Origin of the sequence: Bacillus sp. FSL R9-9492, from assembly GCF_038007365.1 — a bacterium.
GTDB lineage: Bacteria > Bacillota > Bacilli > Bacillales > Bacillaceae_G > Bacillus_A > Bacillus_A mycoides.
Genome location: NZ_JBBOXC010000001.1, coordinates 424053 through 443348, shown reverse-complemented (window position 1 = coordinate 443348; position 19296 = coordinate 424053). Strand labels below are relative to the sequence as shown.

The following is a 19296-nucleotide window of genomic DNA, read 5'->3' as shown; positions in this document are numbered from 1 at the left end:
TATAAAGCCTTATTTAGTTATACATATAAAAATGGGTAAGGTGAATACACCTTACCCATTACATATTATCGTAAGAAAGGATTAAGGTTCTTTACCTGCTGTCTTCAATTTAGCTTATTTGTTAAAAATGGGCAGACTTCTCCCGTATCAAGCTAAAACCATTTGAAGAACAGTTGATAAAGTCATTTTATCCTTTCACTCCTTTAACATTTGTTATATTAAGAGTATAAACCACTCTGTTATATTCTATTCTCTACTTTTTCTTTTGTTCCTTCTTCCAATTTATCCGATGTTAATGAACCCACTATTTCCCCTATAGATTTCATCTTTCTCCTTCAATAGAAAAAAGCCTCTTAACAGCAATTATACAAAAAACTGTTAAAAGACTTTTTTCTATTTTTTCATGTAAGGAGCCAATACTCTTAAAATTTCTTCCTTATCCTTCTTTAACTCAAGAGATGTTAACATATCCATCGTTCGCGGCCTAGGTAATTCCACTTGGACCTCGCCAACTATTGATGCTGGTCTTTGAGATAAAATAAATACGCGATCAGAAAGTAAAATTGCCTCATCTAAGTCATGTGTAACCATAACAATTGTTTGCTTTTCTTGATGCCAAGAATTTAAAAGCCAACTGTGTACTTCCATTTTTGTAAATGCATCTAATTTTCCAAAAGGCTCATCCAGCAGCATAATTGGCTTTTCACATAAATACGTACGAAGGAAACTAATTCTTTGACGCATTCCACCTGATAATTCATCTGGATAATGATCTGCATATTCATCTAGCTCAAATTGCTTTAATGCTTCCATTCCTTCTGTCAGCCTTTGTTTTTTAGGCTTCCCTTCGATTTCCAATGGAAGAACGATATTTTGCAAAGCCGATCGCCACGGTAGTAATAAATCTTGTTGCGGCATATAACTAACAACATCTTGTTTTTTTACATACTCCTCGTTATAAAACACTTCTCCGCTCGTTGGCTCTTCAACACTTGCAATCATATTTAATAATGTACTTTTTCCACAACCACTCGGACCTACAAAAGAGACAAACTCTCCCTCCTGTATAGACGCACTAATATTTGCTAATACATTCTTTCCATCGAAAGCTTTTAAAATATCTTTTATTTGTAATCCACTCATTTTTCACTTGGAAGGAATTCATTTGTAAAGGCATCTTTTACATCGATTTTCTTTTTAATAACTTTGTTGTCATATAAGAAATTCATGTAATTTGTCCAAATCTCTTCCTTCTGTACTCCCCACGCTTTTGCATCATCTTGATACTTTGTACTTAACCACTTTTGGCTTTCTTGTACTAATTCTTTATTCACATCCGGAACAGCTTTAATTAAAATATCCGCAGCTTCTTTCGGTTCTTTAATTGCAAAATCATAACCTTCTGTCGTTGCCGTCATAAATTTTTTCACAAAATCTTTATCTTGCTTCGTATGTTTTTCACTTGTAATAATAACAGGACTATAGAAATCAAGCGCTGGATCTAAGTCTTTTACCATAATTGTATTTAACTCTTTTCCTTGACGCTTCGCTTCAATTCCATCCCATCCATAATAAATCCATTCAAAGTCTGCATCACGACCGATTGATTTAAAGAAATCTGTTTGTCCAAGAATAATTTTTTCAACTTTATTAAAATCAGCTTGATGTTTCTCCATAATCGTCTTTAACGTCGCTTCTTCTGCTGGTCCCCCCCAGCCGCCATAACGTTTACCTTCAAAATCTTTCGGTGACGTCATATTATCTTTTTTTAGAGATGCAAAAGCAGAGGTATTATGCTGAATAATTGCACCAACAGAAACAACTGGGATTCCTTCAACACGAGCTAATGTTACATTTTCTTGTGCGCTTATCGCAAAGTCTGCTTTCCCAGAAGCAATCATCTGCTCTGCCGTTACATTATCACCAGGCTGGATAATTTCTACATCAAGCCCTTGCTTTTTGTAATAATCTTTCGTTTGCGCTACATATAAGCCAGTATGATTCGTATTTGGAAACCAATCTAAAACGACTTTTACTTTTTTATCTTTACTTGAACTTTCTTCTTTCTTCGCCGGATTACATCCGGCAACAGTTACTGCTAATAATGCAGCTAACATAATTTTTAAACCTTTTTTCATTTTCTGCCGCCCTTTCTGTATATCCATGGTGCTGTTATTCTTGCCATAAATTCAACAATAAAGTACAGACATAATGTCACCATGACGATAATCGCTGCAACACCAAATACTCGAGCCGTTAAAAAGGATTTTGTTGCTCTTGTAAGCATAACTCCTAATCCTTCGCTGGCACCAAGCCATTCCCCAATAATCGCCCCCATCACACTATATGTAACAGCAATTTTTAAACCTGAGAAAAAGTATGGGAGTACTGCTGGAAACTTTACTTTCTGGTAAACTTGCCATTTCGTTGCCTTCATTGTTTGTAACAGTTTCAGCATATTTTTATCTACCGTTTGGAAACCTTCTAAAATGCTAAGCGCAATTGGGAAGAAACAAACAAGAATAACAACCATTACTTTGGGCAACATTCCGTATCCAAACCAAATAATAAATAATGGTGCGAGCACAACGATTGGAATTGTTTGCGAAATAACGAGCAATGGATTCATTAAAATCCGAAATAAAGGGATGACATCCATAATGATAGCAATACTCGTCCCAAGTAAAATTGCAAAAAACAACCCAATTATTACTTCCTGTAACGTTTGCACTGTATTCGGTAATAGTAAATCTTTCATTCCAATTAACTCTTGCACAATTGCAGACGGCTTCGGTAAAATCCACGGCTCAATTTTAAATAATGAAACAGATCCTTCCCATATAGCAATGAGAAGGATAAGCCAAATTGTTGTGATTATTTTAGATCGCTTCTGGTTTTGCATATTCATCACGGTACTTCCAAACTTTTTCGTCAATCGTTACGCCTGTACTTGGACGATAGTGAATTTTAATAGAAGTGATTACTTCTTCTGCTCCAGCATCGACGCAAGCTTGTTGCGCGCGTTTAATGACGTCAAGAAGTACATCTAATTCTCCTTCCAACGTTGTTTCCATTGCCCCTACTTCATAACGAACTCCCGACTGTTGTACAACTTCAATTGCTTTATCAACAACTGAATACACATCTTTGTTCTTCGCTTGTGGTACTACTGAAAATGAAATTGTAACTTGTTGTGACATAATAAAATCCCCCTTACAAAATATGGTTTCAAAAAAAGAAAAGGCTTTCCTACCATGTAGGAAAGCCTTGTATACAAGTTATTCTATAATAACTTATGCTACATCACTTTAAAGTAACTCCCTACGCTGGCATTATCCAGATCAGGTTGAGGGTCGATGTATACTTACATCCTCTCAGCCAATTGGCTCCCCGGTTCTTAATTCGTTTTCATTGTAGCATGATTTATTTTATTGAACAAACAAAAGCGTACATATCATTTCATTATTTTTGGAAAATATCCAACTTCTTCACCATGAGCTAATAATTGCTGAATAAATTCTTTATTAATCGCTGGCACTACCAGTTCTTTTTTCTTAATCCATTCATTCGTTCTACGAGTACCCATTACAATTTCAGATTGCTGTGCTCCATCTCCTGCAACTTGAGAAGCAATTAGCTCTGCTATTACTTCATTTCCCTTCGCTAATTCAAGCCCGGTATTTACATATTCCGAAAGTGGAACCATTTCAAGGTTGTATCCACATCCCTCAATTAGCTTTATAAAATGTTCAAATTCAACTTGATATGGGTGACAGATGTGTAACATTTCTCCAGCTATTTGTGAATCTTGTACATATGTTACAATCGATTTACTAGCAAAATCAATTGGTGTAAAATCAATTTTCCACTTTACATTCGGAGCTTGTCCAATAAGTAACATCGCTTTAATCAGACGATAAAATGCATTTCCTTCAATATTTTGTTGGAACCTTCCTGTTTCTGAATGACAAGCTAAGTTACCCGCACGATAAATATTTCCTCGTACACCATCTTTTATCGCTTCACGAACAAGGTTTTCTGCCTGTAGTTTACTATTAGAATACACATTCTCCAACACCACATCGTAGTTAAAATCACCTGTTTTTTCATATATATCCCATTGATCCATCGCTAATTCTATCGGAATACCAATTGTTGAAACAAAGTGGAATGTCGCTCCTTCTTCAGTTAACGCTAGCATACGACCCGTTCCTTGCACATTCACATTTTCAAACTGAGCCACATCTCCAAAATGTCTTACATCTGCACCACAATGAATTACAGTATCAACCTTGGAACGAATGACTTTAAATTCTTCCTCACTCATACCAAGATTCTCTGCCCCAAGATCACCAGGTACTGCTGTTATACGTTGTAGCCATTCTTTTTTTATATTTTTAAAGTAATTTGTTAATGTATTAACAATTCTTTGTTGTATATCTTGCGTTGGTCTTACTAAGCAATAAATATGTGCTGTTGTATCTTTTAGTAACTCATACAATATGTGAGAACCTAAATAACCAGTAGCTCCTGTTAAAAAGATATTTGAAACTTTACCGCTTTTCACTTCTTTTATATGTGAAATTGTTGCTGGTTCATGAATTACTTTATATTCACGGAATACGTCTTCTTCCTCTACTTTTAATTCCCTTTGAATTTGCGATAACCTATATATTGTGCGTTCCTGGAAAAAGTCTTGAATTGTTAAATGTGGGAAATCCTCTTTCAATAGAGTTAAAACTCGTAATACCTTTAACGAATGCCCACCAACTGTAAAGAAGTCGTCATGGACACTAACTTTTGAGACGCCTAATACATCAATCCAAGCTTTTGCTATTTTTTCTTCCGCTTCAGTAGATGGTGCGATATATTCTTGTGAACGAACTGGCTCATACTCTTCTTCCAGTTGTGCTAATCGCTTCACATCAACCTTTTTATTTGGTGTAAGTGGCAGTTCATTAATATAAATTAACTTAGATGGCACCATATAATCTGGTAATTGTTCTCTTAAATCGTGTATTAAGGTTTCCATAGCAACTTCATTAACAGTTGTATAGAAAGCAACTAAGTAATGACTACCTTCTTCACTTTTCTTCGTAAATACAACGGCATCTTTTATCATTTCATATTTTGCAATTGTATTTTGGATTTCACCTAGTTCAATTCGGTGCCCTCTAATTTTCACTTGATTGTCTTTACGGTGTAGAAATTCAATATTTCCATCTTCCGATATTTTAACAACATCACCTGTTTTATATATCCTACTATCATAATTTAAGAGGTGTGGAATAAACACTTCTTCTGTTTTCTCTGGCTTATTAAAGTAACCTTTCGCGATACCTACTGATTCTATATATAATTCTCCTGGAATACCAATTGGACAAACTTTCATATTGTCATTTAATATCCAAACTTTATAATTATCCGCTGGCTTCCCAATTGGAATACTAGCAAATTTATCATTTAACTCCGCTGGAATTGGATAAGTAGTTGTTGTAATTGTACATTCCGTCGGACCGTATGCATTATTCAATTGAACATGAGTACCAATTCTCTGTCGCCATAATTTCACTACTTCAGCAGTAAGCATTTCTCCACCAACTGCAATCCTCTTTAATGAATCCAACTTATGTTTACTTTCATCTGGAAGGTATGTTGCTACTTGTTGTAAGAAAATTGTAGCTAATCCTAAAATAGATGTTGCCTTTTCTTTATAAATTGCATTTGCAAAAGCATCGACTGAAAGTCTTTGCTCATCTAATAAAACATATACATTTCCACCACAGAACAATGAAGCAAATAACTCCCAAATAGACGCATCGAAACTAAATGATGGGAACTGTGCAAAAATATCTTCTTCAGTTAATTCATAATGTCTTTGCATCCATGTACATAAATTAACTACCCCGCGGTGCGCAAGCATTGTTCCTTTCGGGTTTCCTGTAGAACCTGATGTGTAGATCATATATGCAATATCATCAAGATGAATTGACAATTTCACATCTGCATCTGAAAATTTTTCAATATCATAAAGAGACAACTCGCGAATGCCTTCATACGGAATTTTTGTTTCTTTTGTTAGCACTAATTTCGATTGGCTATCCTCAATAATATACTGCACCCGATTGGCAGGATAATCTGGATCGATTGGAATATACGCAGCGCCTGCTTTTAAAACCGCTAATAAACTTACTACCGTATCAATACTTCGCTTCATAAAGATACCAACATAATCGCCTTGTTTCACTCCATTATGTAATAACATATGAGCGATTTGGTTACTCCTCTTATTTAGTTGTTCATATGTTAATGTTCCTTCTAACGAAGATAAAGCTATACGATTTGAAAACTTCCTTACTGTTTCATAAAACATATCGGAAATACTCTTATTCGGATATGGTACTTCTGTATGATTTATCTCTTTATATATTGCTAACTCTTCTTCTGGAATAATATCCATAGCTACAATACATTGCTTCTCGTTTGTAATTCCTTGCTGTAATACATACTCAATTTGCTCTATATAACGAGTCGCTGTTTTTTCTTCCAATTGCATTTTATTATAAGAAACCTCAAAGTAATTATTCTTTAATTCAATAAAGTTCAACTGACTATTTCTATTCTCTTTTCCTACTGTAACTGCAGGTTTCCCCCATTTTCCTTCATCATATTGTAATAATACTTTTTGTACTTCTTCCATGTTTTCTAACTGCACAATTTGATCATTAATTTCTACTTTTAGCTCTTCATAAGAAAGTTCCTCTGAAATCGTAATACATAACGGATAACTACTCTGTTCCATATAATGAGGAATCACTATACATTTTTCATTACTAACATGATGCAACCATACAAAAGTAGCGACTATTATATCTAACTTACTATGTTCGATCGCTTGTATATCCTCAATTTTCATCTGCTTATATTCGTTTACTTGAAAATCCTTCGGTATCATAAGTGGTTCATAATTTTGTTGCAAAAATTGTTCATATCTCTCCACATATGAACGTTTTAAGAAAATACTCATACTGAATCCTCTCGCTCTCCATAAAATAAAGTGAAACTTTAATCAGTGGGGGTGTTCATCCCCTACTGATTAAAATTCCACTTCTAACATCATTAAATTCAGATATTAGACTATTGATTAAAGAAAGAAAGGTGCAGATTATATCTACACCTTATATTTTTTATTAACTTTTAAATTCTCCAATCAACTCTTGTAACTCCTGTGAAAGCCAACTTAAAGAAGTAGCTAATTCTGCTATATCTTGCACAGACATTTCTTGCTCCTTCATACTCTCTTCAACGTTACTACTACTGTTTGCATATGTATTTGCAATATGAGATAGCTCATTTACAACTTGTACAATATTTTGGCTATTTTGCAGAATATCACTTGAATTGCTAGAAACCGCTCTAACTTGATTTGTAACAGATTGTGCTGACTTTGAAATTTTCTCAAAGAAGGCACCACTACTTTGAACAAGTGCAATTCCAGACTCTACTTCTTTTGAGCCTTTCTGCATCGAAACTACCGCATCTTCTGCTTCAGATTGTGTTTCCCCTATTAATTTAGCTATGTCTTTTGCTGATGCTTCCGTTTTCTCTGCTAATTTACGAACTTCATCTGCAACAACTGCAAACCCTCTTCCAGCTGTCCCAGCACGTGAAGCTTCAATAGAAGCATTTAAAGCTAATAAATTTGTTTGATTTGAAATGCCAGTAATTACAGTTACAATATCACTAATTTCTTTTGATCTTGTTTCCAACGAATAAATGATAGAAGATAAATCTTGTACTGCATTTTGGATTAAACTCATTTGATTAATGATTTGTTCAATAACTCCATTACCCTCAACTGAATGTTGCTCCATACCTTCTGAGGAAACTGCAACTTGTTTGGCAGCCGCTGTTATTTCTTTCATCTTATTTCCCATCTCATGTACAATACTTAAACATTGTTGTACAGAAGCTTCTTGAGACTGAGCACCAGCTCTTAATCCTACCATAGAGCTTGCAATCTCCTGAACAGCCATACTATTCTCCTCTGTACTTGCTGACAATTCTTGTGAAGATGAAGAAACTTGTTCAGCCGTCTGCTTCACTTTATCTATAATTCCTTTAAACTTCTCAATTGTAGTATTAAAATACACATTAATAATACCAATATCATCTGGTCTTTCTTCCAATTTAATACTTAAATCTCCTTCACCCACTTTACGCAATCCTTCACGTAAATCTCGTAATGGAGCAAGTGAATTGCGCACAATCAAGAATTGAATAACTGTCGCAATTAAAACTGAAATACAGATAAACATTAAACCTTGCATAATAAATTTCTTCTTTGTACTAGGAACAATAGAAGCATCTACATCAGCTGCAACAATTGCAACAATATTTTCTTCTCCGTCTGTAATCGGCTCTAATATCGTTACCCAAAATCCTAGTTCATCTTCATATATTTCCGTCATTTGTGCTTTTTTTGTTGCCATTACTTTATCGTATGTTTTCATCCAATGAGCCGGTTGTTCATAATAATCTCCCGGTTTTACTGGAACAGCGTTTGCTAACTCTGTAGTCAAACCAAATACTTGTAGCTCACCTTTTGTATTTGGTTTTGCCCCAATAACATACGTTTGTCCAACACTTTTTAATTCTTTGGTAACTTCATCTAATTGCTCTGTTAATTTCGTTCTCTTCTCTTTTTCTGCTGTCGGATCTTTCGCAACATTTCTCACTACTTCTGCATCTAATTTATGTAATACTGTATCTCCTGTTTCAATAGACTGCCTTTCAAATAAAGACATCATACTACTTTGAAACATGTTAAAACTTAACGCCCCCATACTACCAACAAGCGTCAAGATAACTAGTACAGTTAACAATACATTTTTTTGAAGAAACGATAGCTTGTGCCAATATTTTTTCATTAATATCACCTTTCTCAATTCACTCCATCTAAAATGAAACTATCCACACATAAACACACCGAACTGATAACGATTCTCAAGTTTATATACATATAAAAAAAAGACCAATGAAAAGAGCATTGGTCAAGACCAACCCTATCCGTCCGGTAACTGGCTAGCGTAGCCTTTCGACCTTAGCTCCTGTAGTTTTGCGTCCTAATGTTTCCATCAGTTTGCCTTTCTCGCTGAACGAGTTGAACGATATGGGAGTTCTATGAGAATTAAATTATTCTCTATCAAAGATTACAACATAAAAATTAAAATGTCCACCTATTTATAGATATAAATATAAAGTTTTAATGTATTATTTTTTCGAAATAATTTAACAAAGTACGTGAATGTTACATTTCTTGTGTTATATAATAAAAAATGTATATAATACAAGGATTATTTCGGATCATTACTTATTTTTCATTCAAATCAAACTATTCGAATATATCTTAACTTACGAATTTCGGAGGTAGTTTATCATGTTTTGGCTACAATTTCTTACGTTACTAATCTGCATTTTTATTGGTGCACGCCTGGGCGGAGTTGGTCTAGGAGTAATGGGTGGCGTTGGTATGGCAATACTTGTTTTCGTCTTCCACTTACAACCTACAGCTCCTCCTATTGATGTAATGCTTATGATTTTAGCAGTAATTACAGCTGCCGGTGCTTTGCAAGCTGCTGGAGGAATGGATTACCTTGTCTACCTTGCTGAGAAAGCATTACGAAAAAATCCAAAGCGTATTACATTTTTTGCTCCTATTGTTACTTATTTATTCACGCTATGCGCGGGAACTGGTCATGTCGCTTATTCTGTACTTCCCGTTATCGCCGAAGTATCTCGCGAATCAGGAATTAGACCTGAACGACCAATGTCAATTGCCGTTATCGCTTCCCAGCAGGCAATTACAGCTAGTCCAATATCGGCTGCAACAGTTGCACTTTTAGCAATGTTAGCCGACTATAAAATCACCTTGTTAGATATTTTAAAAGTCAGTATCCCTTCTACTTTTATTGCTTGTATGGTAGCTGCATTCGTTGCTAGTAAAATGGGAAAAGAATTAAATGAAGACCCTGAATACTTGAAGCGATTAAAAGAGGGAATGATCCCTAAACTTGAAGAGAAAAAAGAATTTGCGGGTGTAAAAGGCGCTAAATTATCAGTTATCCTTTTCCTAGTAGGAACTTTCCTTGTCGTACTTCTTGGTTCATTTGAAGCCCTTCGTCCGGGATGGATGGTTGACGGGAAGTTAGCTCGTCTTTCCATGCCAAACACAATTGAAATGGTCATGTTAACCATTGCTGCTCTTATTATTATTTTCTGTAAACCAAATGTGGAAAGCATTGTAACTGGTAACGTCTTTAAAGCAGGCGCAACAGCAGTTGTTGCTATTTTTGGTATCGCTTGGATGGGAGATACTTTCTTCAACGGAAACTTAAATATAATTCAAGGATCAATTCAACACTTAGTGACAAGTGCACCATGGCTATTTGCTATTGCACTATTCATTCTATCTATTTTACTGTATAGCCAAGCAGCAACAGTTCGTGCTTTAGTGCCACTTGGACTATCACTTGGTATTCCGCCGGCATTACTTATTGCGATGTTCCCTGCAGTAAATGGATATTTCTTCATTCCAAACTACGGGACAATCGTTGCTGCAATTAACTTTGACCGTACTGGTACAACAGGAATTGGTAAATATGTTTTAAATCATAGCTTTATGATTCCGGGCCTGATCGCAACCTTTACTTCTATTGGAATTGGAATGCTCTTAATTTCAATTATGTTTTAAATAAACGCACAAACCTACAATTTTAAAGGGTTTGTGCGTTTTTGATCAAACGTTTGTTTAATTTTTTTCAATCAATAACTTCTACAACATACCCTTTCTTTTTTAAACCACCCAATATTTCTTCAATATGATTTCTATTTTTCGTTTCTAATGACAAGTGCAATTGCGCATATCCTGGAAATACCTTTGTACCAATCCGTTCTAAATGTATATTTAATACATTCGCTTCAAAACTTGTTACAATCTCAAGTAAATGTTGCAAATAGCCTGGCTTATCTTTAATCATTGTCGCAATGTGAATGAAGCGTCCTGCTTCAACCATTCCATGCTCAATAATACGCGAGATAAAGTTTACATCGACATTTCCACCACTTAGTACGGATACGACCTTTTTTTCTCTTATTGGGATTTTGTGATAAAGCAAAGAAGCTAATGAGCTCGCACCAGACCCTTCAACCAACAATTTATTCCGTTCAAGAAGCATTAACATCGTTCGTGCGATTTCCATTTCATCTACACAAAACACATCATCCACATAGCGTTGTACAAGTTCAAAAGTTAAATCACCTGGCCTTTTAACCGCGATTCCATCCGCCATAGTTGGCGCAGAATCTACTGTTATTACTTTCTTTTCCTCAAGTGATTGTTTCATTCCTGGGCAAGCAAGTGTCTGCACACCGTATATTTTTACTGATGGCTTTTGTTCTTTAATTGCCATCGCAACCCCTGCAATTAATCCCCCACCTCCAATAGGACAAATAACAGCCTCTACATCTTCCAGCTGTTGTAATATTTCCAGACCGACTGTACCTTGACCAGCAATTACTGCTTCATCATCAAATGGATGTACAAATTTCGCTCCTGTCTTCTCTTTTAAATCTAGTGCAAAAGCTAATGCATCATCAAATACATCACCTTGCAATTCTACACGCGCGCCATACCTTTTTGTCGCAAGCACCTTACTTAACGGAGCACCTTTTGGCATCACAATCGTACAAGGAATACTAAGCATATTACTAGAATAAGCGACTCCTTGCGCATGATTTCCAGCAGATGCCGCAACAACACCATTTTCTAAATCACCTTTCTCAAGAGAAACCATTTTATTATAAGAACCACGTACTTTAAAAGAGCCTGTCTTTTGTAAATTCTCCAGCTTTAAATACACTTCATTCTGTGATAATTCACTAAATGTACTTGAATAATCTAATGGTGTCATATGTACAATGCCCTTCATTTTTTCATACGCAGCTATAATATCCTGAAATACAATCATGCTTTCGCCTCCGAAACAATCTATGTTTATACATACTAGTTTAGGCGGCATATTTTATTTTATACGACAAAAGACCACGCAGTATTTTCATACTACATAGTCTTTTATCTACAAACTCTTATTTACTTCCTCAGCTAATTTCTTCGTACTTTCATACGCAGATTCCGCTAAGCTAATCGCTGAAATAACTGAAACACCATCCGCACCCGCTTCTATAACAGAAGCTGTATTTTCAATTGTAATCCCACCAATCCCAACGATCGGTATTGTAATCCCTTGTTCCCTAAAATACTTTAGACCTTCCGTTCCTTGAACCGCTTTCGTATCTTTTTTCGTACTCGTCGGGAAAATTGGACCAACTCCTAAATAATCAGCTCCATTTTCAATCGCCCAGCGTGCCTCTTCAATTGTATGTGTAGATACTCCAATAATCTTATCTCCCATTTTTTTACGAACAGATGTAATTCCTTCATCATCTTGTCCAACATGCACGCCATCTGCATCTAACTCGAGGGCTAGTTCCACATCATCATTTACGATGAATGGTACACCGTACTCCTTGCAAAGCGCTTGTTGTTCTTTCGCAAAATCAATACGTTTCTCTCCCGTTAAAGCCCCTTCTCCCTTTTCACGAAGTTGAAAAATTGTTATACCGCCTTCTAGTGCCTCTCTCAATACTTGTAGTGGCTCCTTCGTACAATTGTTACTTCCCATAATAAAATATACTCGTAATAACCTAGACATTTCATCCATTGTAATACGCGACATCTAGTTCCCCTCCTTACTGTATAACCTCAATCTTTCCATACTTCTCAATATCATCTGAAGTTGTATTCGCTAACTGATTTAAAAATTCAATTTGGAAGCTTCCTGGTCCATTCTCTACTGTTTTCGAAGCCGCTATTTCTGCTGCTACTCCATAGAATGTTAATGCGGCTACTGCTGCCTTTACATAATCCTTTTCTACCGCTACAAATGCTCCTATTACAGAAGTTAGTAAACAACCTGTTCCAGTAACTTTCGTTAAAATAGGATGGCCATTTCGAATAATAATAGCTCGCTCTCCATCTGTAACAACATCCTCTTCTCCAGTAATTACCGTAACTGTATTTAATTCATCTGCTGCCTGTTTTGCAATATTTATAACATTACCATTTCCAGTACCAGCGTCTACACCTTTAATTTCCCATTTCTCATTAATAACATTAGCAATTTCAGCTGCATTCCCGCGGATTATCGCTAAATCGATTTCAGCTGGAATATATCTCGCAACTTCTGTTCGATAAGAAGTTGCTCCTGCCCCAACTGGATCAAACAATACTGGTACATCATTCTTATTTGCTGATTTACCAGCAAGTAACATCGCTTCTACCTCTTCAGGACGAAGTGTACCCATATTTAAAACAAGGGCTCCCGCAATGCTAGCCATTTCTGCTACTTCTTCTTTTGCATACGCCATTACAGGTGATGCTCCTAATGCTAACAAACCATTTGCTGTAAAATTTGTTACAACAACATTTGTAATATTATGCACGAGTGGATTAGACTCTCTCACCAAATCCACTACTTTACTAATTTCTTTCATATTCATCCTTTTCATCTCCTAACTATAGTAATGGGAGATACACAAAAAGGCACTTTGCGCGTACGCAAAGTGCCTGAACATGTGCTTTTACACTCTCCCTACGCTGGCATTATCCAACAGGTTCAAATGGTCAATGACGGACTAGTCATACTCTCAGTTTGCATCCACAAACTCCCATGTGTTTATTATTCATCTACTTCAAAGTCTACTCTTATTCTAGTAAAATAACAAGTTCTTTACTTTTATAGAATGATAGAGATCAGAACTCTCCTGGTTCAACCATTCTTCGCCTTTATATAAGTAAAACTCTCACACGTATATTTCACCACAAATAACTCAAACCGTCAGCAAGACTGAATAGAACAAAGATGTATGCTATATTTAACGTATGGAAATTTGAAAGGATGTTTTTAAATATGGCAAAAAGTATTGTAATTGCTGAAAAACCTTCTGTTGCACGTGATATCGCACGTGTACTGAAATGTGATAAAAAAGGGAACGGCTATCTTGAAGGTAGTAAATATATTGTTACTTGGGCTTTAGGTCATCTCGTTACATTAGCTGATCCAGAAAGCTATGATGTGAAATATAAACAGTGGAATTTAGAAGATTTACCAATGCTACCGGAGCGTTTAAAACTAACCGTTATTAAACAAACAGGGAAACAGTTTAACGCTGTAAAAAGTCAGCTTCTTAGAAAAGATGTAAATGAAATCATTATAGCTACTGACGCCGGTCGTGAGGGCGAGTTGGTCGCACGCTGGATTATCGATAAAGTTAAAATGCAGAAACCGATTAAACGTCTATGGATTTCATCTGTTACCGATAAAGCAATTAAAGATGGCTTCGCAAATTTAAAACCAGGAAAAGCATATGACAATCTATACGCTTCAGCTGTCGCACGTTCAGAGGCTGACTGGTATATCGGACTTAATGCGACTCGAGCATTAACTACTCGCTTTAATGCCCAACTAAATTGTGGTCGTGTTCAAACACCTACTGTAGCCATGATTGCAAGCCGTGAAGATGAAATCAAACATTTCAAAGCTCAAACTTACTATGGTATCGAAGCTCAAACAGCTGAGAGATTAAAGCTAACTTGGCAAGATACAAAAGGAAATAGCCGTAGCTTTAATAAAGAAAAAACTGATGCAATCGTGAACAAAATTAGTAAACAAAATGCTACTGTTGTAGACATTGATAAAAAACAAAAGAAATCGTTCGCTCCTGGTCTTTACGATTTAACTGAGCTACAACGTGATGCGAATAAAATATTTGGTTACTCTGCGAAAGAAACATTAAACATTATGCAAAAATTATATGAACAGCATAAAGTTTTAACGTACCCTCGTACAGATTCACGCTATATTTCATCTGATATTGTCGGAACACTTCCAGAGCGTCTGAAGGCTTGCGGAGTTGGAGAATACCGTCCTTTAGCACATAAAGTATTGCAGAAACCTGTAAAATCTAATAAATCATTTGTTGATGATAGTAAAGTAAGTGATCATCACGCAATTATTCCAACAGAGAGCTATGTAAACTTCTCAGCTTTCACAGATAAAGAACGTAAAATTTATGACTTAGTTGTAAAACGTTTCTTAGCTGTTTTATTCCCGGCCTTTGAATATGAACAACTAACATTGCGCACGAAAATTGGTGACGAAACGTTCATCGCACGCGGAAAAACGATTTTACATGCTGGTTGGAAAGAGGTTTATGAAAATCGATTTGAAGATGATGATGCAAGCAATGATGTAAAAGAACAAATCTTACCTCGCATCGAAAAAGGCGATACATTAAACATAAAACTAATTGTCCAAACATCAGGTCAAACGAAAGCACCTGCACGTTTTAATGAAGCAACATTACTTTCAGCGATGGAAAACCCAACAAAATACATGGATACGCAAAACAAACAACTTGCTGACACGTTAAAGTCAACTGGTGGATTAGGTACTGTAGCTACACGAGCTGATATTATCGACAAGTTATTCAATTCGTTCTTGCTTGAAAAACGTGGTAAAGATATTCACATTACTTCAAAAGGCCGTCAGTTACTTGATTTAGTGCCAGAAGAACTGAAATCTCCTACACTAACTGGTGAATGGGAGCAAAAGTTAGAAGCTATCGCTAAAGGAAAATTAAAGAAAGAAGTATTCATTTCAGAAATGAAGAACTATACGAAAGAAATTGTTGCTGAAATTAAATCGAGTGATAAGAAATATAAACACGACAACATTTCAACGAAGTCTTGTCCAGACTGTGGTAAACCAATGTTAGAAGTAAACGGTAAAAAAGGTAAAATGCTTGTATGCCAAGATCGCGAATGTGGTCACCGTAAAAATGTATCCCGCACTACAAATGCACGCTGTCCTCAGTGTAAAAAGAAACTAGAACTTCGTGGTGAAGGAGCAGGCCAAATTTTCGCATGTAAATGTGGCTATCGTGAGAAACTTTCTACATTCCAAGAGAGACGTAAAAAAGAATCCGGCAGCAAAGCTGATAAACGCGACGTTCAAAAATATATGAAACAGCAGAACAAAGAAGAAGAACCATTAAACAATCCATTCGCAGAAGCATTAAAGAAATTAAAATTTGATTAAACAAAAAGGTTCCTACCACTATCGGTAGGAACCTTTTATTTTTAATGAATAATTTTACTTCCTTTTGCGTTCTCAACAAACTTTTCACTTGATTTGTTAATTGGTTTTTTCAGTACTAATGCAGCCACAACTATGACTACTACGAAAGCACTTAACACAAGTAAATCTCTAATTACTATATCCCAAAGTATTCCGCCTACTGTTTCACGAATTGCACTAATTGCATATGTGAATGGTAAGAATGGATAAATCGCTTGGAAGAATGGTGGTGTCATTTGAATTGGGAACGTACCACCCGATCCTGCTACTTGTAGTACAAGTAAAATAATCGCCATCGATTTCCCAACGTTTCCGAAAATAGAAACGAGTGAGTATACGATACAAACAAATACTCCCCCAATAAATAAACTAAATAACACAAACCAGAACTTATCGACTACGTACGTACCAAGTAAGAATATATCTCCCATTGATACGATAAACGCTTGTGAAAGACCTATCGTTAAGAATGTTAATAAACGTCCGAAGTATACTTCATGGCTCTTATAATTAGCGCCCTCTTCATGTACTTCTACCGTTAATAACGAAACCATTAATAGTGCGCCTACCCATAATGCAAGCACTGTATAGAATGGTGACATTGCTGAACCGTAGTTCGGCATCGCAAATAATTTATTCTCTTTTAAATTTACTGGATTCGCGAAGTAATCACTTTGCTTTTCAACATCATTCTTTAATAAGCTTATGATGTCTTTTATATCCTCTTCTGATTCAAAATCACGAATTTTATTTGCTAATTCTTTAATCTTTTTCTCAGTAGCTGGCATTTCAGCTTTAATATCTGCAATTTTCTTTTGACCATCTACTAAGCCTTTTGATGAGTCTTCAAGTAATTTTTTCACATCTGGAAGCTTCTTATCTGCCTCGCCTAAAATTTGAGATGTATTTTTAGACATCTCTTTTGTACGAGCAATTGCTGCATTGAAATTTGGAGTGATTTCTGAGTCATATTTAGCTAAAATGTCACCAATTTGGCCCGAAACATTTTTAGACACTTGATTAATACTTTCAATAACATCTGCTGCTGGTTTTTGACCTTTATTAATAGCGTCAATTCCTTTATCAGTTAAATCCATTCCTTTTTGCAAACCATCTTTTGCTTTATTTAACTTAGCAATTGTGCCATTAAGATTTTTATCACTATTCACATCGCCCAAAACTTTATTTGTACTTTCCATAACCGGAATCATATCATTAACTAAATTCCATCCTGCTTGGAACTGTCCATTTAAATCATTTAAGGCTACTTTTGTAGAATCTAATCCATTAACACCTTTATTATTTAAATCTTCTCTTGCTTTTTCAAGATTAGTTTTTAGTTTTGCATAATTCGTTACAGCCTGATCATAGTTCTCTCTACCATTGTTTAATATCTCATTAGCTTTGTTTATATCTTGATTTAAATTGCCTCTTAGCTGCTGAGCATCCTCTTTTACATTTTCACCCTTATTTTTCAATTGTTCAGCTGTGCTTACTGCTTTTTCAAAATCTGCTACAAACGTCGCATTATAATCTGCTTCCGCTTGATTTACCAAGCTATTTATTGCATCTAACTTTTTATTAGCGGCATCTCTTGCGTCTTGTTTCACTTCTTGCCCTGTACCAATAATATTAGCGATATCTTTAACACCGCCATTTGCATTTTCTATAGCTGATTTAAGATTCGTTAATTTATCTATTCGTTTTTGGAAGAAATCTTTTCCAGAATCAGTTGGTGCAAATTCTTTAAATTTAGTAAAGATATCAGTTAAATATGAAACACTATCTGCACGACCTTGAAGATTCTCGGAAACTTTATTAAGGTCTTGTTTTGCTTTTTCGGGATCAAAATTACCATTTTGTAACCCGTTTATAACTCCTTGTGCATAAGTTGTTCCAACACGTATTGAGCTGAAAACATTATTTACAGTTTGATCAATATTTTTAGCAATATTTTTATATCCTTCACCATTCACTTGCGGTAACTCTGGAAGCGTTGGTATTTGCGGGATGGTTACATTTGGTAACTCCGGAAGTTTAGATGGATCTGGAAGTGCCAGATTGAAATCAACTGATGGATTCTTTAAGAAATCCGTAATTGCCGCTGCACTATCTAAACCTTGTTGCATTACAATTAAATTATTCTTAATTGTTCCAGGTGCACGTTTCAATGTTTCATCATTTCTCGCAAAGAATTTATCTAAATTCCCTAACGCCTCTTGCCCATCATTCATAACACTTTCTACAACTGGCAACTCTTTTTGCGCTACTTTCACAACATCTTCTGCCCGAGTCGCATCATCTAATGCCTTATCCACAAGTGTATTCATTTCTGGGAACTGTGCTTCTAACTTAAATACAAGATCTTTTACCTTTTCGATACTTGGTAAGTTTGTTTCTAAATCGATTCCAAGGTCATTGAAGATTTTAAAAATCTCACCGTTTGCTGTTTTAACAAAGTTTTTACTAACCTCTTCTGTAAGACCCGATGCACCTTTAGCTGTAATTTTCGGTGCAATCGCATTTACTTTTTCATTTACATAGTAATCAAGTTCTGGCTTCTGTGGGTTTTCATTCAAGACTGTTGCAATCTTTTCAGAAAAATCTTTTGGAATAGTAATACTTGCGGAATAATCTCCATGCTCTACTCCATAAATTGCTTGCTTTTCATCAACAAACTTCCACCCGAAATTTTTGTCCTTCTTAAGTGAATCTACAATTTCTTCCCCGATGTTAATATCTTTCCCTCTTAAATTTGATCCAACATCTTGGTTAGAAACTGCAATCTGGATTCCTTTCATATCTCCGTAAGGATCCCAAGAAGCTTTAATGTTAAACCATGCATATAACGATGGTAAAATCATTAATCCTAAAACAATAACAATTGCAGCCCAATGTTTAGCTACATTCCGTAAATCTGTCTTATAAATACGCCAAATTTGTTTCATAGAAGTTATCACCTAATTATATATTTTTCCTTCTTTAGAAAATGATACATACATTTTGCAATTATATCACTTTCTACATCGTGTATTAA

At 35.5% G+C, this 19296-nt stretch carries 12 protein-coding genes and 3 riboswitches; of the genes, 2 read left to right on the top strand and 10 right to left on the bottom strand.

Annotation, left to right across the window (positions count from 1 at the left end; translation table 11 throughout):
- Positions 1-393: 393 nt before the first annotated feature.
- The 6 genes from MKY70_RS02275 to MKY70_RS02250 form a co-directional block, all read right to left on the bottom strand.
- The gene (locus tag MKY70_RS02275) at positions 394-1143 is read right to left on the bottom strand and encodes an ABC transporter ATP-binding protein (protein ID WP_078204731.1); all 750 of its coding nucleotides are present in this window, start codon (positions 1141-1143) and stop codon (positions 394-396) included.
- A complete protein-coding gene (locus tag MKY70_RS02270; RefSeq protein WP_002124979.1) occupies positions 1140-2138 on the bottom strand; it encodes an ABC transporter substrate-binding protein in 999 nt (332 codons plus the stop codon). The genes MKY70_RS02275 and MKY70_RS02270 overlap by 4 nt, the downstream gene beginning before the upstream one ends.
- Positions 2135-2908, bottom strand: coding sequence for an ABC transporter permease (locus MKY70_RS02265; RefSeq protein WP_002091231.1), 774 nt, complete (start codon positions 2906-2908; stop codon positions 2135-2137). The genes MKY70_RS02270 and MKY70_RS02265 overlap by 4 nt, the downstream gene beginning before the upstream one ends.
- Complete coding sequence (locus tag MKY70_RS02260) at positions 2880-3200, bottom strand: MTH1187 family thiamine-binding protein (RefSeq protein ID WP_000082898.1); 321 nt, start codon at positions 3198-3200, stop codon at positions 2880-2882. The genes MKY70_RS02265 and MKY70_RS02260 overlap by 29 nt, the downstream gene beginning before the upstream one ends.
- Positions 3201-3301: 101 nt before the next feature.
- Positions 3302-3403, bottom strand: a riboswitch (TPP riboswitch).
- A 51-nt stretch (positions 3404-3454) separates the two neighbouring features.
- Complete coding sequence (locus MKY70_RS02255) at positions 3455-7027, bottom strand: non-ribosomal peptide synthetase family protein (RefSeq protein WP_445662060.1); 3573 nt, start codon at positions 7025-7027, stop codon at positions 3455-3457.
- 163 nt (positions 7028-7190) lie between these two features.
- A complete protein-coding gene (locus MKY70_RS02250; RefSeq protein ID WP_088031684.1) occupies positions 7191-8930 on the bottom strand; it encodes a methyl-accepting chemotaxis protein in 1740 nt (579 codons plus the stop codon).
- 142 nt (positions 8931-9072) lie between these two features.
- Positions 9073-9157, bottom strand: a riboswitch (cyclic di-GMP riboswitch).
- Between the two features lie 282 nt (positions 9158-9439).
- Between MKY70_RS02250 and MKY70_RS02245 the strand changes: the two genes are divergently transcribed.
- The gene (locus tag MKY70_RS02245; RefSeq protein WP_002091236.1) at positions 9440-10753 is read left to right on the top strand and encodes an anaerobic C4-dicarboxylate transporter family protein; all 1314 of its coding nucleotides are present in this window, start codon (positions 9440-9442) and stop codon (positions 10751-10753) included.
- Positions 10754-10820: 67 nt separating this feature from the next.
- Here MKY70_RS02245 and ilvA read toward each other — a convergent pair whose 3' ends face one another.
- From ilvA to thiM, 3 genes are all read right to left on the bottom strand, one after another.
- Complete coding sequence (gene ilvA / locus MKY70_RS02240) at positions 10821-12029, bottom strand: threonine ammonia-lyase (RefSeq protein WP_088031685.1); 1209 nt, start codon at positions 12027-12029, stop codon at positions 10821-10823.
- A gap of 108 nt (positions 12030-12137) precedes the next feature.
- Complete coding sequence (gene thiE / locus MKY70_RS02235) at positions 12138-12797, bottom strand: thiamine phosphate synthase (RefSeq protein ID WP_341022952.1); 660 nt, start codon at positions 12795-12797, stop codon at positions 12138-12140.
- Positions 12798-12810: 13 nt separating this feature from the next.
- A complete protein-coding gene (thiM, locus tag MKY70_RS02230; protein WP_088031687.1) occupies positions 12811-13620 on the bottom strand; it encodes a hydroxyethylthiazole kinase in 810 nt (269 codons plus the stop codon).
- Positions 13621-13692: 72 nt separating this feature from the next.
- Positions 13693-13802: riboswitch (TPP riboswitch) on the bottom strand.
- Between the two features lie 228 nt (positions 13803-14030).
- Here thiM and topB point away from each other — a divergent pair.
- Complete coding sequence (gene topB, locus MKY70_RS02225) at positions 14031-16220, top strand: DNA topoisomerase III (RefSeq protein ID WP_341022948.1); 2190 nt, start codon at positions 14031-14033, stop codon at positions 16218-16220.
- A 41-nt stretch (positions 16221-16261) separates the two neighbouring features.
- On the opposite strand, the gene MKY70_RS02220 is transcribed toward topB, so the two are convergent.
- Positions 16262-19207 (bottom strand): YhgE/Pip domain-containing protein, encoded by a 2946-nt coding sequence (locus MKY70_RS02220; protein WP_341022945.1) that lies wholly within the window; start codon positions 19205-19207, stop codon positions 16262-16264.
- Positions 19208-19296 lie beyond the last annotated feature (89 nt).